The 22,489-nt window shown below is 75.4% G+C and carries 21 protein-coding genes; 14 read left to right on the forward strand and 7 right to left on the reverse strand.

Annotated elements, in window-relative coordinates; translation table 11 throughout:
• Positions 1-20 precede the first annotated feature (20 nt).
• From QBL21_RS14195 to QBL21_RS14205, 3 genes are all read left to right on the forward strand, one after another.
• Positions 21-896 carry an ABC transporter ATP-binding protein gene (locus QBL21_RS14195; protein WP_407562532.1) on the forward strand — a complete coding sequence of 292 codons (876 nt, stop codon included), beginning with the start codon at positions 21-23 and terminating at the stop codon, positions 894-896.
• Positions 897-904: 8 nt separating this feature from the next.
• Positions 905-1,618, forward strand: a complete 714-nt coding sequence (locus tag QBL21_RS14200) for an ABC transporter ATP-binding protein (RefSeq protein WP_407562533.1) — start codon at positions 905-907, stop codon at positions 1,616-1,618.
• A 166-nt stretch (positions 1,619-1,784) separates the two neighbouring features.
• Positions 1,785-2,681 carry a universal stress protein gene (locus QBL21_RS14205; protein WP_407562534.1) on the forward strand — a complete coding sequence of 299 codons (897 nt, stop codon included), beginning with the start codon at positions 1,785-1,787 and terminating at the stop codon, positions 2,679-2,681.
• 303 nt (positions 2,682-2,984) lie between these two features.
• Here the strand turns inward: QBL21_RS14205 and QBL21_RS14210 are convergent, their stop codons facing one another.
• A complete protein-coding gene (locus QBL21_RS14210; RefSeq protein ID WP_407562535.1) occupies positions 2,985-6,161 on the reverse strand; it encodes a BTAD domain-containing putative transcriptional regulator in 3,177 nt (1,058 codons plus the stop codon).
• A gap of 307 nt (positions 6,162-6,468) precedes the next feature.
• Here QBL21_RS14210 and QBL21_RS14215 point away from each other — a divergent pair, with 307 nt between their 5' ends.
• Both QBL21_RS14215 and QBL21_RS14220 read left to right on the forward strand, forming a co-directional pair.
• The gene (locus QBL21_RS14215) at positions 6,469-7,734 is read left to right on the forward strand and encodes a hypothetical protein (protein ID WP_407562536.1); all 1,266 of its coding nucleotides are present in this window, start codon (positions 6,469-6,471) and stop codon (positions 7,732-7,734) included.
• Positions 7,735-7,889: 155 nt separating this feature from the next.
• On the forward strand, positions 7,890-8,315 hold the full coding sequence (locus QBL21_RS14220) for a hypothetical protein (RefSeq protein ID WP_407562537.1): 426 nt from the start codon (positions 7,890-7,892) through the stop codon (positions 8,313-8,315).
• Positions 8,316-8,698: 383 nt separating this feature from the next.
• On the opposite strand, the gene QBL21_RS14225 is transcribed toward QBL21_RS14220, so the two are convergent.
• Both QBL21_RS14225 and QBL21_RS14230 read right to left on the reverse strand, forming a co-directional pair.
• The gene (locus QBL21_RS14225) at positions 8,699-9,289 is read right to left on the reverse strand and encodes a TetR/AcrR family transcriptional regulator (RefSeq protein ID WP_407562538.1); all 591 of its coding nucleotides are present in this window, start codon (positions 9,287-9,289) and stop codon (positions 8,699-8,701) included.
• A 19-nt stretch (positions 9,290-9,308) separates the two neighbouring features.
• A complete protein-coding gene (locus tag QBL21_RS14230; protein ID WP_407562539.1) occupies positions 9,309-9,440 on the reverse strand; it encodes a hypothetical protein in 132 nt (43 codons plus the stop codon).
• A 163-nt stretch (positions 9,441-9,603) separates the two neighbouring features.
• Here QBL21_RS14230 and QBL21_RS14235 point away from each other — a divergent pair, with 163 nt between their 5' ends.
• Complete coding sequence (locus tag QBL21_RS14235; protein ID WP_407562540.1) at positions 9,604-10,728, forward strand: M24 family metallopeptidase; 1,125 nt, start codon at positions 9,604-9,606, stop codon at positions 10,726-10,728.
• On the opposite strand, the gene QBL21_RS14240 is transcribed toward QBL21_RS14235, so the two are convergent.
• The 3 genes from QBL21_RS14240 to QBL21_RS14250 form a co-directional block, all read right to left on the reverse strand.
• Entirely contained in the window at positions 10,725-11,447 is a 723-nt protein-coding gene (locus QBL21_RS14240; protein ID WP_407562541.1) for a TetR/AcrR family transcriptional regulator, read from the reverse strand. The two genes, QBL21_RS14235 and QBL21_RS14240, sit on opposite strands and share 4 nt — an antisense overlap.
• Before the next feature lie 86 nt (positions 11,448-11,533).
• Positions 11,534-11,848, reverse strand: a complete 315-nt coding sequence (locus QBL21_RS14245) for a nuclear transport factor 2 family protein (protein ID WP_407562542.1) — start codon at positions 11,846-11,848, stop codon at positions 11,534-11,536.
• A 178-nt stretch (positions 11,849-12,026) separates the two neighbouring features.
• Complete coding sequence (locus tag QBL21_RS14250) at positions 12,027-12,677, reverse strand: DUF427 domain-containing protein (RefSeq protein WP_407562543.1); 651 nt, start codon at positions 12,675-12,677, stop codon at positions 12,027-12,029.
• A gap of 391 nt (positions 12,678-13,068) precedes the next feature.
• Here QBL21_RS14250 and QBL21_RS14255 point away from each other — a divergent pair, with 391 nt between their 5' ends.
• The 7 genes from QBL21_RS14255 to QBL21_RS14285 all read left to right on the forward strand — a co-directional run bounded on the left by QBL21_RS14255 (position 13,069) and on the right by QBL21_RS14285 (position 20,803).
• Entirely contained in the window at positions 13,069-14,610 is a 1,542-nt protein-coding gene (locus QBL21_RS14255; RefSeq protein ID WP_407562544.1) for a glycoside hydrolase family 3 protein, read from the forward strand.
• A gap of 42 nt (positions 14,611-14,652) precedes the next feature.
• A complete protein-coding gene (locus QBL21_RS14260) occupies positions 14,653-15,795 on the forward strand; it encodes a phytanoyl-CoA dioxygenase family protein (RefSeq protein ID WP_407562545.1) in 1,143 nt (380 codons plus the stop codon).
• The gene (locus QBL21_RS14265) at positions 15,777-17,090 is read left to right on the forward strand and encodes a DUF6271 family protein (protein WP_407562546.1); all 1,314 of its coding nucleotides are present in this window, start codon (positions 15,777-15,779) and stop codon (positions 17,088-17,090) included. Before QBL21_RS14260 ends, QBL21_RS14265 begins: the two co-directional genes overlap by 19 nt.
• The gene (locus tag QBL21_RS14270; RefSeq protein ID WP_407562547.1) at positions 17,033-18,316 is read left to right on the forward strand and encodes a type III PLP-dependent enzyme; all 1,284 of its coding nucleotides are present in this window, start codon (positions 17,033-17,035) and stop codon (positions 18,314-18,316) included. The genes QBL21_RS14265 and QBL21_RS14270 overlap by 58 nt, the downstream gene beginning before the upstream one ends.
• Positions 18,279-18,821, forward strand: a complete 543-nt coding sequence (locus QBL21_RS14275; RefSeq protein WP_407562548.1) for a GNAT family N-acetyltransferase — start codon at positions 18,279-18,281, stop codon at positions 18,819-18,821. Before QBL21_RS14270 ends, QBL21_RS14275 begins: the two co-directional genes overlap by 38 nt.
• Before the next feature lie 5 nt (positions 18,822-18,826).
• The gene (locus tag QBL21_RS14280; RefSeq protein WP_407562549.1) at positions 18,827-19,984 is read left to right on the forward strand and encodes an MFS transporter; all 1,158 of its coding nucleotides are present in this window, start codon (positions 18,827-18,829) and stop codon (positions 19,982-19,984) included.
• 81 nt (positions 19,985-20,065) lie between these two features.
• A complete protein-coding gene (locus QBL21_RS14285; RefSeq protein WP_407562550.1) occupies positions 20,066-20,803 on the forward strand; it encodes a 4'-phosphopantetheinyl transferase family protein in 738 nt (245 codons plus the stop codon).
• A gap of 27 nt (positions 20,804-20,830) precedes the next feature.
• On the opposite strand, the gene QBL21_RS14290 is transcribed toward QBL21_RS14285, so the two are convergent.
• Positions 20,831-21,283 (reverse strand): DUF4188 domain-containing protein, encoded by a 453-nt coding sequence (locus QBL21_RS14290; RefSeq protein WP_407562551.1) that lies wholly within the window; start codon positions 21,281-21,283, stop codon positions 20,831-20,833.
• A gap of 501 nt (positions 21,284-21,784) precedes the next feature.
• Between QBL21_RS14290 and QBL21_RS14295 the strand changes: the two genes are divergently transcribed.
• Positions 21,785-22,453: an HAD-IA family hydrolase gene (locus QBL21_RS14295; RefSeq protein WP_407562552.1), complete on the forward strand. Its 669-nt coding sequence runs from the start codon at positions 21,785-21,787 to the stop codon at positions 22,451-22,453.
• The last annotated feature ends 36 nt before the right edge of the window (positions 22,454-22,489 follow it).

Consider the following 22,489-nt stretch of genomic DNA (forward strand, 5'->3'; position numbering starts at 1 on the left):
CGCGTACGGAAGGGCACCCCGTGACCGCATCCGCCGCAACCCCCGCGTCCTCCGCGTCCGCGGCCGTCCCCGCCCTCGAACTCGCGGGCCTCACCCGTCGCTTCGGCAGCCTCACCGCCGTCGACGACGTCTCCCTCGACCTGCCCGTCGGCGCCCGGCACGCCCTCATCGGGCCCAACGGCGCCGGCAAGACCACCCTGCTCAACCTCATCGCCGGCACCGAGCGCCCCGACCGGGGAGCCATCACCTTCCTCGGCCGCGACGTCACCCGCACCGCGCCCGCGCGGCGCAGCCGCCTCGGCGTCGCCCGCAGCTTCCAGCAGCCCACCGCCATCCCGGACCTGACCGTCCTGGACAACGTGCTGCTCGCCTCCTGGCGGCACCACCCCGAGCGCCGCGGCGCCTGGCGGCGGACCGCGAGCCGGGGGCGGCTGGCCGCCGCCGCGGCGGAACGGCTCGCGGACGTGGGCCTCGCCGGGGTGGCGGACCGGCCGGCGGGCTCGCTGTCGCACGGCCAGCGCCGGCTGCTCGACCTCGCCGCCGCGCTCGTCGCACGGCCGCGGGTGCTGCTGCTGGACGAGCCCGCCGCCGGGCTCACCGACCGCGACGTGGTCCGGCTGCTCGACGTGCTCGGCGCCCTGGACGACGACATCGCCGTCCTGCTGGTCGAGCACAACACCGAGGTGGTCGCGCGGCTGGCCCGTACGGTCACCGTGCTGGTGACCGGACGGGTGCTGGCCTCCGGGCCGGTACGGGAGGTCTTCGACCTGCCCGAGGTGCGCAGCGCGTACCTCGACGCCGCCACCACGGCGGACGCCCCGGCCGCCGCCACCCCGGGCGCCGCCGGGGCCGCCCGGGGCGCCGCCGGGGCCCACGACACCGGCGCGAAGAGGTGACCCGCCCCATGCTCCGCATCTCCGGACTCTCCGCCGGCTACCACGGCGGCACCGTCCTCCACGACCTCGACCTCGACGTCCCCGAGGGCACCGTGCACGCCGTCGTCGGCCACAACGGCGCCGGCAAGACCACCCTCGTCCACACCGTCGCCGGGCTGCTGCGCCCGGCCACCGGCGCGGTCGAGATCGCCGGCCGCGACGTCACCGGCCGCCCGGCGCACCGCATCGCCCGCGCCGGCGTCGGCCTCGTCCCGCAGGGCCGCCGGGTCTTCGCCCGGCTGACCGTCGCCGAGCACATCCGCCTCGCCCACCGCCCGCCCCGCGGCGGCGGCGGCCGGCCCTGGACGCCGGAGCGGGTCCTCGACCTGCTGCCCCGGCTCGGCGAGCGCAGCACCCACCGCGGCACCGACCTGTCCGGCGGCGAGCAGCAGATGCTCGCGCTGGCCCGGGCCCTGCTGGGCTCGCCGCGGGTGCTGCTGCTGGACGAGCCGACGGAGGGCCTGGCGCCGGTGCTGGTGGGCCAGATCCTCGACCTGGTCGGCACGCTGGCGGCCGAGGGCCTGGCGGTGCTGCTGGTCTCGCCGAGCCCGGCGTCGGCCGCGCAGTGCGCCGACACCGTGACGGTGCTGACGTCGGGCCGGGTGACGGCCCGGCTGGACGGGCCCGCGGTGCGGAAGGACCCGGGGGACCTGCACGAGGCGCTGGCGCTGACGGCCCACTGACACGGGGCCGACCGGGTCCGTAAGACGCCGCTCACCCCCTCGCCCACCCACCGGCTCACCCGCTCACCCGCCGCCGGCTGGCGGGGCCGGCGGCGGTGGGCAAGCCTGGGGAGCGGTACGTGGACCCAGCGGCGCCCGGCGCGCCGCGCGCGAAGACGGAGGCCCCATGGTGAGTGCACCGGTGCTGGTGGGCGTCGACGGGTCGCCCGAGGGCCTGGGAGCGGTCGTCGTCGCGGCGCGCGAGGCACGGATGCGCCGCACCGGGCTGCGCGTCGTGCACGCCTTCTTCTGGCCGATGATGCGGGTGCCGCTGGAGCCGTCGTCGATCGGCCCGCCCGAGGGCGGGCTGCGCAACCAGGCGGAACAGGTGGTCGCCGAGGCGGTACGGCACGCGCGCGAGGCCGAGCCGGACATCGAGGCCGAGGGCGCCGTCGTCACCGGCGACACGCTGCCGGTGATGGCGGAGGAGTCGCGCGGCGCGGCGCTGGCCGTCGTCGGCAGCCGCGGGCTCGGCGCGTTCACCGGCCTGCTGCTGGGCTCGACGGCCGTGCACCTGGCGGCACACGGCCACTGCCCGGTGCTCGTCGTACGCGGCGGGGGCGACCCGGCGCGCGAGGGGCCGGTCCTGGCGGGCGTGGACGGCTCGCCGGCGGGCGACGCGGCGATCGAGTTCGCCTTCGCGGAGGCCGCGATGCGGGGCGCGGGCATCATCGCCGTACACGCCTGGTCGCCGTGGACGGCCGAGGTCCCGCCACCGCAGGACCCCGCCGTGCCGTACGCGAGCGCGCCCGGCGAGCTGGCCGCGAACGAGGAACGCCTGCTCGCCGAGGCACTGGCGGGCCGTCAGGAACGCTACCCGGGCGTCCCCGTGGAACGCCGCGTGCTGCGCGGCGGCCCCCGGGAGACGCTGATCGAGGCGAGCCGGGAGGCGGCACTGGCGGTCGTGGGCGCACGGGGCCGCGGGGGCTTCATGGGCATGCTGCTGGGCTCGGTGAGCCAGGCGCTGCTGCATCACGCGGACTGCCCGGTGGCGGTGGTGCGGTCGGAGGCCGGCAGGGGCTGAGGGGCCGCGGGGGCGCCTGGAGGCGGGGGCCGTACGCGCATCCTGTGAACTCTGGGCACGCCAGGGGGACTTGGTGTACAAATCTCTCAGTACGTCAACTGCTCCGACTTTCGGATGAAGGACTCGACTTGCGTACCGTAGTCACGACCGCATGCACTGCTCTGGCCCTTGCCTTTGCGTTCTCTGTAGGTGCCCACCAGTGGATGTACTCGGCCCCCGCCGACTCCGGGACCCGCGGCAGCGTCCACGCCGCCACCTCGTAGCGCCCGCGTCAGCACGCACGATGACCGGTCTCCGCCTCGTTCAGGAGCCGGTCATCCCGTGCTCCCGGAGCAGCCGCGCCACCCTGTCCGCGTCCGAGTCGGACTCCTGCGCACGGTAGAGCCCCATCGCCTGTTCCGCACACCGCCGCATCTCGTTGCCGTCACCCGCCGCCATGGCCACGTAGGCCAGCCCCTCCAGCGCGTGCGCGCTCCCGAGGGGGATGCCGGCCTCGTCCGCGATCCGGTGGCCGAGTTCGTACGTCTCACGCGCGGCCGTCAGCTTGCCCGACCGGCGGTGCACCTCGGCCATCCCGACCAGCGCCCGCTGCCGTTCGTAAGCGTTCCCGATCGTCGCGGCCAGCCGGGCGGCCATGCCGAAGTGCAGGACCGCCTCGCTGCGCCGCCCCCCGTCCGCGTACGTGTTGCCCAGGCTCGTCAGCGCGTGGACCTCGCCCAGGGCGTCGCCGGCCGCGCGGTGGCTCCGGAGCGCCTGGTGGAAGGAGGCCAGCGCCTCGGAGGTGTCGCCGGTGGCGTGGTGCACGATGCCGAGGTTCGTGGAGAGGATGGCCAGGTCCCCGCGTTCGCCGCAGCGCCGCATCAGGACCAGCGACTGCTCGTAGCACGCACGGGCCGCGGCGTAGTCGCCCTCGTCGCGCCGAAGCTCCCCCAGGTTGTTCAAGGCCCACGCTTCCCCGTACACATCCCCGATCTCGCGGCGCAGGGCCAGCGTCGCCTGTGCGGTCTCCACCGCCTCGCGGTGCCGCCCCGCGTACTTGAGCGCGAGACCCCGGACGTTCAGGCACTGTGCCTCGCCGTGGCGGTCCCCGCCCTCCGCGTACAGGCTCAGCGCCTCGTGCAGCGCCCGCAGGGTCGCCTCGCTGTCCCCGGCCGTGACATGGGCCCGGGCCACCTGCAACTGCGCGTCCGCGCAGCCCGGTCCGTCTCCGGCGCGCCGGAACTCCGCCAGCGCCGCTCGGGCGCAGCGCAGGGCGTCCTCCGGGCTCTCCTTGGCGAGTTGGGCCGCGCGGTCGACCAGGGTGCGGGCCAGGGCGGCGGTGTCGCCGCGGGCGTGCAGGAGGGCGAGGGCGGCGTCGTAGAGGAGGGCCGCGGGTGTGCGGGCGCCCCAGCGTTCCAGGGACGGCGCCAGTACGTGGGGGAAGAGCGCCGCCGCCGCCGGGGACTCGGTGGTGGCGCGGGCGGCGGTGGCCAGCAGGTTGGCCCGTTCCACCGACAGCCACACCGACGCCTCGTCGGCGTCCGCGAACTCCGGTGCGTACGGGGAGACGAGGTCCGGCGGCAGGGGCAGGGTGCGGTGGTGCGGGTGGGCGAGGCGGGTCGCGCGGTGGGCCCCGGTCAGGTAGTGGGCGGCGAGGCGGTCGAACGCCGCCTGCCGCGCGGCGGGCCGGCCGGTGCGCAGGCCGGCCCGGAGGCCGAAGAGGCGGGTGAGGCCGTGGAGCCGGTAGCGGTCGAGTACGGGCTCGTCGAGCAGGTTGCAGTCCTGGAGTTCGTCGATGCTCCGCCGCGGCCCCGCCGGCGGCGCGTCCGGCGCGGCGCCCACGAGCGCAAGCACCGCGGTCGGCGTGAGGTCGGGGCCGGGGGCCAGGGCCAGGGCGCAGAGCATGTCCCGGGCCGGGGCGCTGAGTTCCTCGTACGACAGCCGGAAGGCGGCCGTCACCGCGGTGTCCAGCTCGTCCAGGGGGTCGGCGGCCTGGCCGAGCCGGTCGAGGAGGTGCGGGAGGTCCCAGGAGTCGCGGTGCCGGAAGCGGCCGGCGAGGAGTTGGAGCGCGAGCGGGTGGCAGCCGCAGGCGGCGACGACGTCGCCCAGCGCCGCGCCGTCCGCGGGCAGCCGGGCCGCGCCGACGATACGGGTGAACAGCTCCGCCGCCTCCGCCGTCGACAGCACCTCCAGTTGCAGCGGCTCGGCGCCGCCCAGCCGCAGGCGGTTGCGGCTGGTGACGATCGCCCGGCAGTTCGGCGAACCGGGCAGCAGCGGCTCGACCTGCGCCGCGTCGCGGGCGTCGTCGAGGACCAGGAGCAGCCGGCGGCGCGCCGTCCACTCCCGCCACGCGCCCGCCCGCTCGTCCAGCGTGTCCGGCAGCTTCGGCGCCCCGCACGTCTGGAGCAGCACGGCCAGCGCCTCGGCCGGGTCGTACGGCTGCTGCCCGCTGAAGCCGCGCAGGTCGAGGAAGAGCTGCCCGTCGGGGTAGGCCCGGCCGAGCGCGTACGCGACGTGGACGGCCAGGCTCGTCTTGCCGACGCCCGGCATCCCCTGGATCACGGTGAGCGGCAGCGCCCGCTTCTCCCGCTCGCCGTCCGGTTGTCCGGTCCCTGCGCCGGGGTCGGCGAGGAGCAGGCTCAGCTCGCTCGTCCGGCCGGTGAAGTCGTGGGTGTCGCGCGGCAGGTTGGTACGGGGTGCGGGTGTCACCGCCGCGTCCACCGGGGTGCCGGCGGCGGGGGTGGGGGCGGCGAGCAGTTCGCCGTCCTGCTCCAGGATGCGCTGGTGCAGGTCCCGTAGCTCCGCCGAGGGGTGCAGCCCCTGCTCCTCGTCGAGCCGGCGGTGCGTGGAGCGGTAGAGGTCCAGTGCCTCGGCGTGCCGGCCGCAGCGGTACAGCGCCAGCATGAGGGAGGCCACGAGCCGCTGCGCGAGCGGGTTCTGGGCCACCAGTTCGTGTAACTCACCGATCAGATCCGAGTGCCGGCCCGCCTCCAGCTCCAGCCTGATGCGCTGCTCCCGCACCCGGCGCAGGTCCTCCGTCAGCCGGGCGCGGGCGGAGGCCGCCCAGGTGCCGGGGAACTCGGCCAGCGGCTCGCCCCGCCACAGCGACTCCGCGGCGCGCAGCAGGCCGACGGCCCGCCTGCGCTCGCCGTGCGCGACCGCCGTCGCGGCCCGGGTCCGCAACTCCTCGAAGCGCAGCAGGTCGACGCTGCCGGGCGCGACGCGCAGCCGGTACATCCCCGGTGAGGGCCGCTCCAGCGCGACGGTGTCCCGGTACGGCTCCAGCTTGCGGCGCAGCCGCGAGAGCAGGCCGTGCAGCGTGCCCTGCGCGCTCGGCGGCGGGGAGCCGTCCCAGACGCGCTCGGTCAGCGCCTCGGCGGTGACCGGCCGCCCGCGCGCGTGCACCAGTACGGCGAGCACGCAGCGCTCCTTGACCGAACCGAGGTCGCGGCGCTGCTCGCCCTGCCAGAGTTCCAGCGGTCCCAGAGCCCGTAGTTCCACCCGTCGCTCCACCATCGCCCCGCGGGACCGTCGCCCCGCGGTCAGCTCCCCTCCCGTGGTGGCGGCGCCCCGCCCGCACGCCGGGGACACCACACCATGGCCACGCCGGTACGGCCGTGCCAGGGGAGCGGGGCGGGGCGCACGGATGCGTGCGCCGGGCGCGCAGGGGCCCGGCCGCAGGCGGAGTGCAGGATTCCTGCAAGCCTCGTCACAGATTCCCGGGGCAGCCCGCTTCTGTGGCCGCGAAGCCACGCGGCCTCCCCGGCCCGGGCGACCGGCCGGGGCAGAGGGACGGGGAACGACAGGGATGAGCATGGCGATACGGGAAGGGCGCTGGCACGTGCCGGTGCGGCTCGACGTGGAGCGGTGGGCGACGAGGCGTACCAGCAGGCGGGTGCTGGTGGTGGTGCACACGGTGACGGCCGGGCAGCGGGTGCTCGAAGCGGTGCGGCTGCTGGAGGGGGACCCGCGGGTGCAGGTCTGCTTCACCGCGGCGCCCGACGTGTTCAGCAACGGAGTGACGGAGTTCCTGGAGCGCCTCGGCGGCCTCGTGCTGCCCTGGGACCAGGCGGTGCAGACCAGGTTCGACCTCGCCCTGGCGGCGGGCTACGGCAGCCTGTACGAGCTGCACTCGCCCGTGCTGGTGCTGCCGCACGGCGCCGGGCACAACAAGATGGTGCCCGAACGCCGCCGCGGGCGCCTCGCCGCCGCGCGCGGCACGTACGGGTTCGCCCGCCAGATGCTGATCCGCGACGGGGCCGTGGTGCCGTCGGCGATCGTGCTGGCGCACGAGGAGGATCTGGCCCGCCTGGGCCGCGAGTGCCCCGAGGCGCTGCCCGTCACCGCGGTCGTCGGAGACCCCTGCTACGACCGCATCCAGGCCAGCCGGCCGTCCCGCGCGCTGTACCGCGAGGCACTGCGCGCCGGTGCCCGGCAGCGGCTCGTCGTGGTGTGCTCGACCTGGGGGGCGGGCTCGCTCTTCCGGCACGGCTGGGACGTGCTGCACCAACTGGTGCGGGAGCTGCCGCGGGAGGACTTCCGGGTGGCCGCGCTGCTGCACCCGAACGTGTGGAACGGCCACAGCGAGTGGCAGATACGAAGCTGGCTTGCCGAACTCGGCCGCGCCGGGCTCGCCGTGGTCAGCCAGCACGCGGACTGGGTCGGCCCGCTGGTCGCCGCGGACGTGATCGTCGGTGACCACGGCTCGACGACCCTGTACGGCACGGCCACGGGCGCGCCGGTGCTGCTCGCCGACCTCCCCGGCGCCGACCTGGACCCCACCTCGCCGATGGCCGAGCTCCTCTCCTTCGCCCCGCGGTTGCGCACCGGCCGGCCGCTGGCGCGGCAGCTCACCCGCGACGCCCGGCCGTCGGTCCGGCCGCGATACGACCACGTCGCCGGCCGCATCACCTCGGAGCCCGGGCGGTTCGCGCGGCTGATGCGGGGGCTGCTCTACCGCAAGCTGCGGCTGCGGGCCCCCTGCGGCCTGCCCGGCGCGCCGGTCACCGAACGCGCGGCGCTGCCGCGGCTGGTGCCGGGGCACGCCGAGCCGAGCGGCCTGGTGGTGCCGTGAGGGCCGCGGCGGGTCCGGTGTGCGTCGTGACGCCGGCGGGGCTCACGGCCGCGGTGTCGGACGTACCGGTCCACGCGGACGACACCCCGGCGGCCCCGCGGTTGCGGCGGTACGGGCGGCCGCCCGCGCGGTCGTTACCGGGTCCGGTGCACCGCGTGCGGGTCGAGGTCGCATGGGGCGGCGCCGGGCTGCCGGACGTCGACGAGCACGTGCGCGCGGGGCTGCACGCGCCGGCGCCGTGGGCCCGGGTGGCCGACGTGCTGCTGGCGCCGGGCGGCGGCCCCGCGGACGTGCGCACGGCGGCGGCGCGCCACCCCGGCGCGCTGGTCGTGGCGGCGTACCGGGGCGGCCGGTGCTGGCTGCGGTACGGCAGCCGGACCCTCGCCCTGCGGGTCGAGGTCCACGAGGCCGAGGGGCCCGGCCCCGGGCCCGGTTGGCGCTGGCGCACCGTGGCCTCCGCGGTCCACGCCTGGCTCGCGGCCGGGCTGCTCACGGACCCGCTGACCGGGCCCGTACGGCTGCGGACCGCCCGCCCGCCCACCGGAAGGACCGCCCCGCTGACCGCCGCACCCCCGGGCTGACCCGGCGCGCTCAGCCCTCCTCCAGCCGCCGCAGCCGCTCCCGAACCGCCTCCGCCAGGGGAGTCGGAGCGGCCCGCGGCGGCGCAGAGGTCCGGCGCCTCCCGGCAGCGCTCGGCGGCAGGCCCCCGCTCGCCCCGGCACTCGGCGAGAACCGCCATACCGTCCACCGCGCGGGCGGTCTCGAAGTCGGCGGCGCCGCGGAGTGCTTACGGGGAGTATGCATGACCTGAGGGATCCGCCAACCCCGCGCGGGAGTTCGGAAGTGCCGGACCCCTGGGCTCAGGTACCCGCGTCGCTGCGGGTCGGCACGGCAACGGCCGGGCGGCGGGCCCTTCTTCGTGCCGGTCGCCTCTGTCACCCCGTCGTGGGCGGTGCGCGGTCCGTCAGGTGCCGATGCCCGTCAGCAGCAGGTCCACCGTGCCCTCCAGGAAGGCGTCGTCCAGCGGTTCGCGGGTCAGCAGCAGGCGGGTGTGGAGCGGGCCCATCAGGGACTCGAAGGCCAGGCGGCGGTCGACGCCGGGGCGGAGTTCGCCGCGGGACTCGGCGCGGTCCAGGACCGTCGCGCCGACCGCGAAGCGGGTGGTCCAGAACTGCTCGCGGGCCGCTTCGTACTCCGCGAGGTCCTCCTGAACCGCCATCCGCAGCAGCAGGCCGCCCAGGGGGGTGCGGACGAAGGCCGCGGTGCCGTGGAGGAGGGCGAGGAGGTCGCCGCGGAGGGTGCCGGTGTCGGGGGTGGGGAGGTCGGTGCGGGTGCGGTCGAGGACCGCGTCGAGGGCGAGGGCGGACTTGGTGCCCCAGCGGCGGTAGATCGACGTCTCGTGGACGCCGGCGCGCTGGGCGACCTCGGCGACCGACAGCGCGTCGGCGCCGTGTTCCAGGACGACGTCGACCGTCGCCTGGAGCACGGCGGCGCGTACGCGGGCGCTGCGGCCGCCCGTTCTGCGGGTGGCGGGCTGGCGGCTGCTTTCCGGCATCCCGCCAACGTAGCGCAGGTCAGTGCGGCGTCGGCCGTTCGGCGGGGGCGCGGGGGAGGGCGGCGACGAGCGCCGCGGCCACGGCGGTGAGCCCCATGCCGCCGGCGGCGAACACGGTGAACAGGGTCCAGAAGTCCGGGGTGAGAACCATCGGTGGTGCCTCCTGCCAGTTAACGCAGTGATTCTTGCTTTAAGGTACGACCGTCCCGCCCTCTAATGCAAGTTGACTTGCGTTACATGCGGCCCGGGCGGTGCGGAGGGTACGTTCGTCCCAGGCCCGGCCCACCCCGCCGACGAGCACCAGGGAGCCCCGTATGACCGGCGACTTCGCCCCGTTCACCGCCGACGACTACCGTGCCCGCATGCGGCACGCCGCCCGTGCCGCCGCCGACGCCGGGCTCGCCGGGCTGCTCGTCGCCCCCGGGCCCGACCTCGTCTGGCTCACCGGCTACGCCCCGCCCGCCGCCACCGAGCGGCTCACCCTGCTCGTGCTCGCCGCCGGGGCGGATCCGGTGCTGGTGGTGCCGAAGCTGGAGGCCGGGGACGCCGCGAAGGCGGCCGGCGGGCCGGCCCTCACCCTGCGCGACTGGACCGACGGCACGAGCCCCTACGCCGTGACCGCCCCGCTGCTCGACGCCGGCGGCCGGTTCGGCGTCAGCGACGACGCCTGGGCCCTGCACCTGCTCGGGCTCCAGCGCGAACTGCCGCAGACCTCGTACGTCTCCGTCTCCGACGGGCTGCCGATGCTGCGCGCCGTCAAGGACGACGCGGAACTGGAGCGGCTGGCCGCGGCCGGCGCCGCCGCGGACGCCGCGTACGAGGAGATCCGCAAGGCGCGCTTCGCCGGGCGCAGGGAGTCGGACGTCGCCGCCGACCTCGCCGCGCTGCTGCGCCGGTTCGGGCACTCCCAGGTCGACTTCACCGTCGTCGGCTCCGGACCCAACGGCGCCGACCCGCACCACGAGGCCGGCGACCGCGTCATCCGCGACGGCGACATGGTCGTCCTCGACTTCGGCGGCCTCGTCCACGGCTACGGCTCCGACACCACCCGCACCGTGCACGTCGGCGAACCCACCGCCGAGGAGCGGGAGGTCCACGACGTGGTGCGCGAGGCCCAGGAGGCCGGCTTCCGGGCCGTGCGGCCGGGCGTCGCCTGCCAGGAGGTCGACCGGGCGGCGCGCCGGGTCATCGAGGACGCCGGCTACGGCGCGTACTTCATCCACCGCACCGGGCACGGCATCGGCACCACCACCCACGAGCCGCCGTACATGATCGAGGGCGAGGAGCAGCCGCTCGTCCCCGGCATGTGCTTCTCCGTCGAGCCCGGCATCTACCTGCCCGGCCGCTTCGGCGTACGCATCGAGGACATCGTCACCGTCACCGGGACCGGCGGCCGGCGGCTCAACGACACCGCCCGCGAACTGGCGATCGTCTCCTAGACGCCGGTGCTGCCGGTGCTGCCGGTGCCGGCGGTGTCGGCGGTACGGGTGGCACGGCCGGTGCGCCGCCCGCCCCGCCGGGGCGCCCGCGGCAGCCTCCGCAGCCCGTTCTCCAGCAGCGCGAACGCGTGCTCGGCGTCCGCCACGGCGCCCGCGTACCGCTCGCCGGCGGACTCGCCGTACGCCAGCCGCTCGGCGTTGTCGCGGGCCAGCGCCCACTGCACCGCGACGATCTGGGCGGCGGCGAGCCGCGCGGTGGGCTCGGGGGTGTCCGCGCTCTCCCGCAGCGCGTCGGCGAGCGCGCGCTCCGCGCCGGCCCGGAACCGCTCCATCCGGGCCACCAGCGAGGGCGTTTCGAGGATCATCCGGTGCAGCGCGCGTACGTCGGGCCGGTCGTCGAGCCCGGTGACCGGGGCCCGCTCCCGCAGCCCGCGCAGGAAGTGCTCGCGCAGCGCGGCCAGCGGGGCGGTGCCCGGCGGGCGCGCCCGTACCGCACGGGCGGCGTCGGTCTCGTGGTCGGCGAGTCGGTGCGCGACGAGGTCTTCCTTGCTCGGGAAGTACGCGAAGAGGGTGCGCTTGGAGACCTCCGCGGCCTCGGCGACCTGGGCCACCGAGACCCCGGCGAAGCCGTGCCGGAGGAACAGGGTGACGGCCGCCTCGGAGAGCGCCGCCCGGGTCCGCTGCTTCTTGCGCTCCCGCAGCCCTGGTTTGCCGTCCACGGCGCTCACGGTAGCAAACAGGTATCCCGGGAGGAATTCTTAACCGGGTGCAGTTTTGCGCCGGGAGAAGTGTTCGGCGCGCGGGCTCACGCCTGCCCGGTGTCGAAGTGGCTGATGCGGTCGCCGGTGACCGTGAAGGACCAGCGGGTGCGCATGCCGCCCCAGGTGGAGTTCGAGTACGTCGCCACGAGCGAAAGGCCGTCGTCGGCGGCGGACTCGACGTCCATGTGGCCGGCCGAGGAGAAGATCTCCTTGTCGGTCCACGCGGCGAGGTCCCGCTCGGTGCCGTCGTCGGTCATGGTCGCGTCGTCGGTCAGCAGGGAGAAGAACGCGTCCTTGTCGCCGGCGTTGAGCGCCGCGACGAAGGCGGCCACGACGGGGTCGGTGAGCTGGGCGGCCATGGGGCACCTCCGGAGGTTCGCTGCCGTACGCGCACGCGCCGCGGGGGAGTGCGGGCCGCGTGCGCCACCCACGGCGCCATTGTCCCGCCGGCCCGCCCCCGCCGCATGCCCGGCCGCACCGGAGCCCGGTTCCGCCGCCGCTCGCCCCGCCGCGGCCCGGTCGCGTCGCCCTCCGCGTTCACCCGCCCCGCTTCACCCCGTCCACCACCACGTCCGCCACCGAGTCGTAGAACGCCACGTACCCCGCCAGCGGCGCCACCTCGTGGACCGGGTCCTCGTACGACCACGCCACGTCCGCGCGCTCCGGCGTCCCCTGCCCGCGGTACGTCCGGTACGACGCGAAGCCCTTGTACGGGCACCCCGTCCGCGTGTCCGTGCGCGCGAAGAGGTCCAGCCGCACGTCCTGCGGCGGCAGGTAGAACTGCGCCGGCAGCCCGGTCTCGAAGACCGCCAGCGGCCGGTGCGACTCCGCGACCACCTGCCCGTCGATCTCGACCCGCACGTGCCGCGCGCTGCGCACCGCGTCCACCCGGTGGTACGGATCCCGCGGGCCCACCGGCAGTTCCTCGTCCTCCTCGAACCAGCGGTCCAGCGCCGACCACCGCACCGACACGTGGTCCGCGAGCCCGTCGTCCCCGTCGTACGTCCGGATCGCGTCCGGTACGAGGTCGGTGCGTACGTCGCGCCGCGGGAAGGCGTACGTCACGTACGGGCTGCCCGCCTCCCGCACCAGCAGCGGGCTTCCGCTGTCCACGACGAGGTCGTCGCCGAGCCTGCCGCGCACCCGCCGTTCGCTGCGCTCCCAGGTCCTGGTGTCGAAGGTCAGCATCGTTCCTACCTCCCGGCGGTCAAAATCTGTCAAAGCCTGTCAGGCACAACACCCGCGGCGGGCCGGGACTTCCCGCCCGGGAGCGCGCCCCCGGGCGGCCCGGTCCGCCCGCCCTCCGCCCGCCGTCCGCAGGCCGCCCGCGGGCCACCCGCAGGTCGGCCCCCGGCCACCCCACCGTTGCGGAGCAGGGCATTCCGTCTCGGCTCGCCGCGCGGACTTCCTTGACACCCCCGATTGGTATAGGCCAGTATCCGGCATTGGTCTGTACCAAGTCTTTCCGTGCCACGTCAGCCCGTTCCGACACTCTTTCCACCCCACTCGCACCCGTCGCGCGCCCGGCCCCGCAGTCCGCCGCGGCCGCCGTCCCGCCCCTGCTCCCGCGGAGGTCTCCATGGCAGCCAACCACCCCGAACTCGCCCGGCTGGCCAACTCTGTTCTCCAGCCCGGGTTCGTGGGCACGACCGCGCCCGACTGGCTGCGCCGCAGGATCGGCGACGGCCTGGCCTCGGTGGTGCTGTTCGGCCGCAACATCGTCGATCCCGAGCAGGTGGCCGCCCTCACCGCGGCCCTGCGCGCCGAGAACCCCGACCTCATCATCGCCATCGACGAGGAGGCCGGCGACGTCACCCGGATCGAGGCCGGCACCGGTGCCACCCGCCCCGGTAACCTCGCCCTCGGCGCCGTGGACGACGTCGAGCTGACCGAGCAGGTCGCGTACGACATCGGCCGCCAGTTGCACGCCATGGGCGTCTCGCTGAACTACGCCCCCTCCGCCGACGTCAACTCCAACCCCAAGAACCCCGTCATCGGCGTCCGCTCCTTCGGCGCCCGCACCGACCTCGTCTGCCGGCACACCGCCGCCTGGATCAGCGGCCTCCAGTCCGCCGGCGTCGCCGCCTGTGCCAAGCACTTCCCCGGCCACGGCGACACCGCCGTCGACTCCCACCACGGCCTGCCGCACGTCGCCGCCGACGCCCGCGAGATCGCCCGCACCGCGCTGCCGCCGTTCATCGCCGCCATGGACGCCGGCGTACGCACCGTCATGACGGCGCACATGCTCATCCCCGCCTACGACGGCCACCTCCCCGCCACGCTCAGCCCGCGCATCATCCGCGACCTGCTCCGCGACGAACTCGGCTTCACCGGCCTCGTCGTCACCGACGGCATCGAGATGGGCGCCGTCTCCGGCCTGTACGGCATCGACGGCGCCACCGTCCGCGCGCTCGCCGGCGGCGTCGACGCCGTGTGCGTCGGCGGCGAGAGCGCCGAGGAGTCCGTCACCACCGACCTGACCGACGCCATCGTCGCCGCCGTGCGCGACGGCAGCCTGCCCGAGGAGCGGCTCGCCGAAGCCGCCGCCCGGGTACGCGAGTTCGCCGACTGGTCCGCCGCGCTGACCCGCAGCGTCCCGGCCGGCGACCCCCGCGGTGGCGACGGGTCCGACCACCAGATCGGCCTCGTCGCCGCCCGCCGCGCCGTCCGGGTCCACCACGACCCGGCCGGCCCGGCCCGTTTCCCGCTCGTCGGCGATCCGCACGTCGTCGAGTTCTCGCCCGTCACCAGCCTGGCCATCGACGGCCGTACGCCCTGGGGCGTCGCCGACCCGCTGCGCGCCCTGCGCCCCGGCACCACGTCGGTGCGGCTCGCCGAGTCCGAGCTGACCGGCGCCGCCGGCGGCGCCGAGGACGTGCTCGACGGGCGGGCGCTGCGCCCGGCCGACGGCCGGGAGCTGGTCGTCGTCGTCCGCGACGCCGCCCGCCACCCGTGGATGTGGCAGGCGCTGGCCGACCTGGTACGGCGGCGGCCCGACGCGCTCGTGGTCGAGATGGGCCTGCCCGCCGAGGACCGGCTCGGCGCCGTGCACCTGTCGACCCACGGTGCGACGCGCGTCTCCGGCATCGCCGCGGCCGAGGTCCTCACCGGCGCGGTGTGACGGCGGCAGCACGCAGCAAGTTCCACCTCTGGAGGACGTTCCATGCCCGACTCCGGCCCGTACCTGTACCGCGCCGCTTCCGACACCCCGTACTTCAGCGCCGACGGCGAGTCCTACCTCGCCCGGACCCCGTTACGCGACATCCGCAAGTCCCGGCCGCTGCGCGTGCTGTCCCAGGACGACTACGCCTTCTGGCAGACCTACGGCTACGTCGTGGTCAGGGAAGCGATACCCGCACAGGCCGCCGCGCAACTGCTCGACTTCGCCTGGGACTTCCAGGGCCTGGACCCCGACCGCCCCGAGACCTGGTACGCGGACCGCGAGTTCCGCTCCGACCTCGACCGCGACCTGCACGTCTACGGCTTCGTCGAGGCGTACCAGCACCAGCTCCTCTGGGACAGCCGCCAGACCCGCCGCGTCTACGACGCCTTCGCGGACGTCTGGGACTGCGACGAGCTGTGGGTGACCCTGGACCGGTTGAACCTCAACCCGCCCAACGTCGGCAACCGCAGCCGCACCCTGGTCGAGCCCACCGACACCGGCTTCGACATCGAGCTGCACTGGGACGTCGACACCACGCTCGCCGTCCTCCCGCAGCGCGTCCAGGGCATCATCGCCCTCAACGACACCCGCCCCGGCCACGGCGGCTTCCAGTGCGCGCCCGACCTGTTCCGCGACTTCGAGAAGTGGAAGCTCGACCAGCCCGCCGGCCGCGACCCGATCCGGCCGAACACCGACCGCGCCGAGTTCCCCGTCGTACGCCCCGAACTGGCCGCCGGCGACCTGCTCATCTGGAACGGGCTGCTGGCCCACGGCGTCGCCGCGAACGCCTCCGAGGACGGCGTACGCGCCGTGCAGTACCTCGCGATGATGCCCGCCCTGGAGGAGCACGAGCGGCTGCGGCGCTCGCGCGTCGAGTCCTGGCGCACGCTGAGCACCCCCGACTGGAACGCCACCCTCCTCGGCGACGCCCGGCGGCACGAGTCCGAGCGGTACGGGCCGGCCGCGCTGACCGGCCTCGGCCGCAAGCTCCTCGGGCTCGACTCCTGGCGCCCGCCCGCGCCGGACCCGGCGCCGGACGCCGGCACCGCGGGGACGGCCGCGGGGGAGACGGCCGAAGGGGAGACCCCCGCGGGGGAGACGGGGCAGCGGAGCGGGGAGCCGGCGTGGCACGCATCTGCCTGACGCTGCCCACCAACCGCGCCTGCGCGGCCACCATCGCCGCCGTCCACGAGGAAGCCGTCCACGCCGCCGCCCACTTCGGCGCCGAGGTCCACTTCCTGATCCTCGACTCCGCCGGCGAGCGCGACCGCGCCGGCCACGCCGCCGCCGTCGCCGGGCTGCCGCGCGTGCCCGGCGTCGTCGTGCACCACCTCGACGAGGCCGAGCAGCGTACGTTCCTCGCCGCCGTGCTCCGCCGCGCCCGGGTCGCCGGCGCCGCGAAGCTGCTGCGCCTGCTGCTGCCCGACGCCGTCTCGTACGGCGCCTGCACCGACCGCGCGTTCCTGCTCGCCGCCGCCCTCGGCTGCCGCTCGGTGCACCGCAGGGACTCCGACAGCCGCTACCAGACGGCCGCGGGGCGGCCCGTCTTCCCCGTCCACCACGAACTCGCCACCCTCGGCCGGCCCGCCGCCGAGGCGGCCCGGCGGGTGGACGCCGACGCGCTGAACCCGCTGCACGCGCACAAGCCCGTCTCGCTCGTCGGCGCCTCCTTCGTCGGCGAGATGTCCGTCGACATCGCCGAGATCCACCGCCTGGACCCGGCCGTCTACCAGGACGTCGTCAGCCTCTGGGCGCCGGTGCACTGGCCGGAGGAGCGCAAGCGGGCGCTGGTCGAGGAGTCCTTCAAGGGCGCGGGCACCGAGCCGTTCGGCGGCGACCACGCGGTCCTCGGCGCCGTCGACCCCATGCGCATCGACATGTGCAACGTCGCCTTCGACCGCGGCGTGTACGAGGCCGTCCCGCTGCCGCCCGCCACCGACACGATCGGCAGCGACTACTTCCTCCTCCACCTCGTCCACGACGCCACCCTGCCCGGCGTCCTGCACAACCGGCACATCGTCAACTACCACACCGACGAGCGGAAGACCGGCGCCGGCTTCACCGCCTACCAACTGCGGTTCGCCAAGTTCCTGCTGTCGATGCGGTACTTCAACTTCCTCTACGACGAACTGGCCGCCGCCGGGCCCGCGCTCCTGGACGAGCGGCACCGCCCGCGCGCCGCCGCGGTCGGCGAACTGGTCGCCCGCAGCACCCGGCTGGACCGCGACGAGAACGTCATGCGGCTGACCGCGCTGGAGATCGCGTACCGCAAACTCGGCGGCGGATACGCCGAGTTCGCCGGCGTGCTGGCCGCCCGCGGTCCCGGCCTGCTGGACGAGGCCCGCCGCGACATGGCCGACTTCGCGCTCCTCATCGCCGCGTGGGAGCCGCTGGTACGGGCCGGCGCGGCGACGGACGTGCCGGGGGCCGCCCGGTGACCGCGGCGGTACGGCCCCCGCGGCCGGCCCCGCCGGCGCCCCCCGCGACGACGGCCGCCGTGACCGCGCGGCTGCGCGCCGCCCTCGCCGCCGCCGAGGACGACCGCATCATCTACGACCTGCCCGGCATCGAGGAGCGCTACGACGAACTGCTGCGCCGGCTGCCCGGCGTGGACGTGAGCTTCGCGATGAAGGCGTGCCCCGTGGACGAGGTGCTGGCCCGGCTGGCGCAGAAGGGCGCCGGGTTCGACGCCGCCAGCCCCGGCGAGGTCGGGCAGGCGCTCCGCGCCGGCGCGCCCCCGGCCCGTATCCACTACGGCAACACCGTCAAGTCCGACCGCAGCATCCTCGCCGCGCACCGCCTCGGCGTCCGGGACTTCGCCACCGACAGCCCCGAGGACGTGCTGGCCGTCGCGGCCCTCGCCCCCGGCGCGCGGGTGTTCTGCCGGCTGGCCACCACCGGCGAGGGCGCGCTGTGGGGGCTCAGCCGGAAGTTCGGCTGCACGCCCGAGGAGGCGGTGCGGGTGCTCGCCGGGGCGCGGGCCGCGGGGCTCACCCCTGCCGGGCTCTCCGTGCACGTCGGGTCGCAGCAGATGACGGCCGCGGCGTGGCGCCGCGCCTTCGACGCGTTCGCGGAGGTGATGGCGGCCCTCGCCCGGCGCGGCATCCACCTGGACCACGTCAACCTCGGCGGCGGCCTGCCCGCGCTCGGCTACCGCGACCTGCGCGGCCGGCCGCTGGTGCCCGAGCTGGACGAGACGTTCGCGGCCATCCGCGCGGGCATGGCGCGGCTGCGCGCCGCGGCCCGCGGCCCGCTGCGCTTCGTCGTCGAGCCGGGGCGGCACCTGGTCGCCGACCACGGCGCCATCCGGGCGCACGTCGCGCGGCTGTCCTCGCGGCGGCAGCGGGACGGCGGGCGGGGCTACTGGCTCTACCTGAGCTGCGGCAAGTTCAACGGCCTGTACGAGGTGGACCAGTTGCAGTACCCGCTGGTGTTCCCCTCCCACGGCGCCGCCGCGGAACTGGTGCCCGCAATCGTCGCCGGCCCCACCTGCGACAGCGACGACGTGGTGGCCGAGGGCCGCGTACCGGTGCAGGTGCCCAGGGCGGCCGCGTCGGGGGATCCGGTGTGGATCCTGTCCAGCGGCGCGTACGCCGTCAGTTACATGACCCGGGGGTTCAACGGTTATGGCCCGCTACCGCACACCTGCCTGCGCGCCGGCTGACGTGCGCATCCGGCACATCGCCGCACACGACTGGGGCGCCATCGCCGCGCTGGAGGACCGCGCGTACGCCGACCGGGCGCTCGCCGAGGGGCGGGCGGCGCTCCAGGCCCGCGGCCGGGCCTCGCCCGGCACCTGCTTCGTCCTGGACGCCGGCGGCGGGCCGGAGGGCTACCTGCTCGCGCTGCCGTACCCGCGGTTCCGCTGCCCGGAGCTGCGCGGGGCGGAGGAGGCCGGCCACTCGTCGGACAACCTGCACCTGCACGACATCGTCGTCGCCGAGCACCTGCGCGGCGCCGGGCTGGCCAAGCGCCTGCTCGCCCGGCTCACCGCCACGGCCCGCGCCCGGCGCTACCGGCGGATCTCGCTCGTCGCCGTCGCGGGCACCGCGGGCTTCTGGTCGCGCCGCGGCTACCGGCCGCACCCCGACGTGCCGCCCCCGGCCGGCTACGGCCCGCGGGCGGTCTACATGTCCCGCGCGGTGTCCATGTCCAAGGAAGAGGGCTGAGGGCGATGCCGCCGATACGCGACGACTTCCGCCGGGCCCAGGTGGCCATCGCGGCGCTCTTCTGCTTCCTGGGCTTCCAGTACGTCACCTGGGTGTCCCGGCTGCCGCGGGTCAAGGACGAGCTGGACCTGACAGCGACGGAGCTGGGGCTGCTGCTCATGGCCTGCGGCGCGGGCGCGGCGGCGTCCTTCCCGCTGGTCGCCCACCTGATGAAGGCGATGGGCGCCAAGCGGCTCGCGTTCGCCTCGGCCGGCGCCCTGCTGCTGTTCCTGCCCGCGTTCGCCGCCGCGCCCAACTACCCGGCGGCGCTGGTCGTCGTCGCCGCCGACGGCGTCGCCGTCGGCTGCCTGAACGTGGCGATGAACGCGCAGGGCGCCGCGCTGGAGGAGATGCACGAGCGCACCGCGATGGCGAAGATGCACGCCACCTTCAGCGCCGGCTCGCTGGCCGCCGCGCTGCTGGCCTCCCTCGTCCAGACCGCGACCTCCCGGCTCGCCGTCCACTTCGCGGTGGCCGCCGTGCTGCTCGTGGCCATGCTCGCCGTCGCCCGCACCGGGCTGCCGGCCGAGGACGGCTTCCGGCAGCGGCCGGAGAAGGAGCGGCGCCGGTGGCGGCTGCCGTCCCGGCTGACGCTGTGGATGGGGTGCGCGATGGCGTTCGGCACGATCACCGAGGGTGCCATGAACGACTGGTCGACGCTCTACCTGGAGGACGTCGCCGACGCGGCGCCCGAGGTGGCGCCGCTGGGCATCGCGGTGGTCTCGGTGATGATGGTCGTCGCCCGCCTCTTCGCCGACGGCTGGCGCACCCGCTGGGGCGACGGGCCCGTGGTCATGCTCGGCAGCCTGCTGGCCGGCACGGGGCTCGCCGCCGCGGTGCTGGCGGGCGGGGTGGTACCGGCGCTGCTCGGGTTCGCGTGCGTCGGGCTGGGCGTCGCGGCCGTGACGCCGTGCGTGTACGTCGCGGCGGCCCGCGAGGGCCCCGACGCGCTGTCCCTGGTGGCGTCCATGGGCACCACGGGGCTGCTCGGCGGGCCCGCGGTGATCGGCTTCGTCGCGGGCGCGGCCGGGCTGGCGTGGGGCATGGGCGCCGTCGCCGCGTCCGCACTGCTCGTCTCGCTGTGTACGACCCGTATACGCTGGCCTGCGCTGAGCAACGCCTGAGCAACGCCCGAGCAGCGTCCGAGCGCCGGCGGGCGCGTACGGGGCCGGTGGAGAGACCGTTCGAAACGGGGGTGAGACGGCGTGGCGGAGCAGGTGCGCGGACGGACGCCGGAACCGGCCGGGAGCACGGCCGCGGGCGCCCCGCCGGGGCTGCCCGGGGGAGCGCGGCTGTGGACGTTCGACGCCGGGCCCGGCGTGGAGCCGGACCTCGCGGCGCTCGACGCCGGGGAGCGGCGGCGGCACGCGAGCTTCCTGCGCCGGGCCGACCGGATCCGCTACGGCGTCGCGCACGCCGCGCTGCGCCGCCTGCTCGGCGAGCTGACCGGCACCGCGCCCGCGGCGCTGCGCTTCGGACGGCGGGCGTGCCCCCGGTGCGGCGGCCCGCACGGCCGGCCGGTGCTCGAATCGCCCGCCGGAGGGCCGGAGTTCTCGCTCTCCCACGGCGGCGAGCTGGTGCTCGTGGCGGTCGCACCCGGCCGGGTGGGCGTCGACGTGGAGCCGGTCAGGGGCGCGCCGCCCGAGCCGAGCGTGGTGGAGCGGCTGCACCCGGCGGAGCGCGCGGTGGTGCTGGCGGCGCCGGAGGCGCTGCGGTCCGCCGCGTTCACGCGGCTGTGGACGCGCAAGGAGGCGTACCTCAAGGGGCTCGGCGTGGGCCTGGGCCGCGCCCTGGACGCGGACGACGTCTCCACCGCCGTACCGGGCTGGCACCTGGTCGATCTGGCCCCCGGGAACGGCCACGCGGGGGCGCTGGCCGTGGAGTCCGCGGGCGTCCGGGAGACGATCCGGGAAATCCGTGAACGCGGCGGCGAATTACCCTGATCCGGTGCCTCCGGTTGTTTTGGCGGGTCATTCCGGTTCCGCCCTGCGGCCCGGTTCGCCACCGAATGCGGCGCCGAGTCCGAACTCCGGCATATTGATATAGCGGGCCTCATAGGAGCCCGGCTGTATGTGGTACAGCTCGTGCCAGATACCGACGTCCCCGCCGCTGCCGACGGCGCGGTTGAACCACTTCCAGAACGACCTGTGCCGGTGCTCCTGCGATTTCGAGAACTCCATAATGTGCTCGGCCGACCGCCAGTACTGCACGACCGTGATCGTGCGGCCCTGGCGGCTCATTCTGCTGCCCAGCAGGCCGAGTTCCGGATCCTCGCCGAGTTCGACCAGCAGCTTGGGCATCGCGGTGAACGCGGGCCACCACCTGTGCACCTTCCACAGGTAATTGATGCGCATTCCCACCAGGAAGAGCACGAATCCGTGGCCGGTGTCGACATTTACCCTGCCCTGCTCTATCCGCGGCATGTCGTCCGGGTCCTTTCCGAGGGGCGTCGCGCTCGCCGAGCCGGTCGCCCGTCATCGTAGAGCGTCCGCCGTGTCGGCAACATCACCTGTGCAGAGGGCAGTTGAGACACCTAAAAGGGCAACATCCGCCGTTGCCCCCCGAGTAGGGACATGTCCGACAAATGTTTTGCGAAAAAAGAATGGTTCAGACCATCCGACTGCATGTACGATGACGCTCGCTCGAACGCAGAACCGCATGCGTGATGGCGTCCAGTCACCGCGCAACTACCATTTGTAACCCCCTGGACACGGCACCACATAACCCTCGCTGCACGGCCTGAAGTTTAGCTTTCACCGAACGGACAGGTACTTATGTGGAAGGCGGCCCGTGTGGAGATTCCGGTGGACTCCGCACATCAGCCGGTACGAAGCAACGACGAACTCTACGAAGGTCCGACGACGTTGCCCGCGGGGGCGCGTACCGTTACTGACAAGTTGTTCACAGAAACCCCCAAGACGGGCGTGAACAGGACGCGTTCCCTCCTGAATGTAGGATTCCGCGACGTCGGCGACCCCGGTCGGCCGCGCTCGCTCGACGTACACGCCGTGCTGTTCGACATGGACGGCACCCTCGTGGAATCCGCGGCCGCAATCGACCGCCATACCCGCATGTGGGCCAGGCGCCATTCCCTCGACCCCGAGGCGGTCATCCGCGCCTCCCACGGGCGCCGCGACATCGACGTCATCCGCGAACTGGCTCCGCAGGCCGACCCGCACGCCGAGCTGGCCTGGTTCGACCACCTGTCCTGCACCGACGCCGCCGGCGTACACGCCGCACCCGGTGCCCCGGGGCTGCTCGCCACCCTGCCCCCGCGCCGCTGGGGACTGGTGACCTCCGCGACCCGGAGCGTCGCCCGCAGCCGGATGGCGGCCGCGGGACTGCCGCTGCCCGACGTCCTGGTCTGCGCCGAGGACGTCGCCGCCGGCAAGCCCAGCCCCGAGGGGTACCTCACCGCCGCCGCCCGCGTCGGTGCGCCCCCCTCGCGCTGTCTGGTGATCGAGGACGCCGACGTCGGGCTGCGCGCCGCCCGGGCCGCGGGCATGCCCGCGCTCGCGGTCGCCGGACCGCCGGGCCCCGTCCACGGCCACCGGATCGCGGGCCTCGGCGCCCTCTCCGTCACCGCCGACTGAACCACCACCCGGCCGTACCCGCCGCCCCCGTACCCA

The organism is Streptomyces sp. 184, assembly GCF_045781775.1.
GTDB lineage: Bacteria > Actinomycetota > Actinomycetes > Streptomycetales > Streptomycetaceae > Streptomyces.

Coding starts and splice junctions, on each gene's coding strand:
- QBL21_RS14275 (WP_407562548.1), top strand. CDS start 18,279: ATGGCCCGCTACCGCACACCTGCCTGCGCGCCGGCTGACGTGCGCATC.
- QBL21_RS14205 (WP_407562534.1), top strand. CDS start 1,785: ATGGTGAGTGCACCGGTGCTGGTGGGCGTCGACGGGTCGCCCGAGGGC.
- QBL21_RS14260 (WP_407562545.1), top strand. CDS start 14,653: ATGCCCGACTCCGGCCCGTACCTGTACCGCGCCGCTTCCGACACCCCG.
- QBL21_RS14230 (WP_407562539.1), bottom strand. CDS start 9,440: ATGGTTCTCACCCCGGACTTCTGGACCCTGTTCACCGTGTTCGCCGCC.
- QBL21_RS14255 (WP_407562544.1), top strand. CDS start 13,069: ATGGCAGCCAACCACCCCGAACTCGCCCGGCTGGCCAACTCTGTTCTC.
- QBL21_RS14225 (WP_407562538.1), bottom strand. CDS start 9,289: ATGCCGGAAAGCAGCCGCCAGCCCGCCACCCGCAGAACGGGCGGCCGC.
- QBL21_RS14250 (WP_407562543.1), bottom strand. CDS start 12,677: ATGCTGACCTTCGACACCAGGACCTGGGAGCGCAGCGAACGGCGGGTG.
- QBL21_RS14200 (WP_407562533.1), top strand. CDS start 905: ATGCTCCGCATCTCCGGACTCTCCGCCGGCTACCACGGCGGCACCGTC.
- QBL21_RS14245 (WP_407562542.1), bottom strand. CDS start 11,848: ATGGCCGCCCAGCTCACCGACCCCGTCGTGGCCGCCTTCGTCGCGGCG.
- QBL21_RS14290 (WP_407562551.1), bottom strand. CDS start 21,283: ATGCCGCGGATAGAGCAGGGCAGGGTAAATGTCGACACCGGCCACGGA.
- QBL21_RS14215 (WP_407562536.1), top strand. CDS start 6,469: ATGAGCATGGCGATACGGGAAGGGCGCTGGCACGTGCCGGTGCGGCTC.
- QBL21_RS14235 (WP_407562540.1), top strand. CDS start 9,604: ATGACCGGCGACTTCGCCCCGTTCACCGCCGACGACTACCGTGCCCGC.
- QBL21_RS14280 (WP_407562549.1), top strand. CDS start 18,827: ATGCCGCCGATACGCGACGACTTCCGCCGGGCCCAGGTGGCCATCGCG.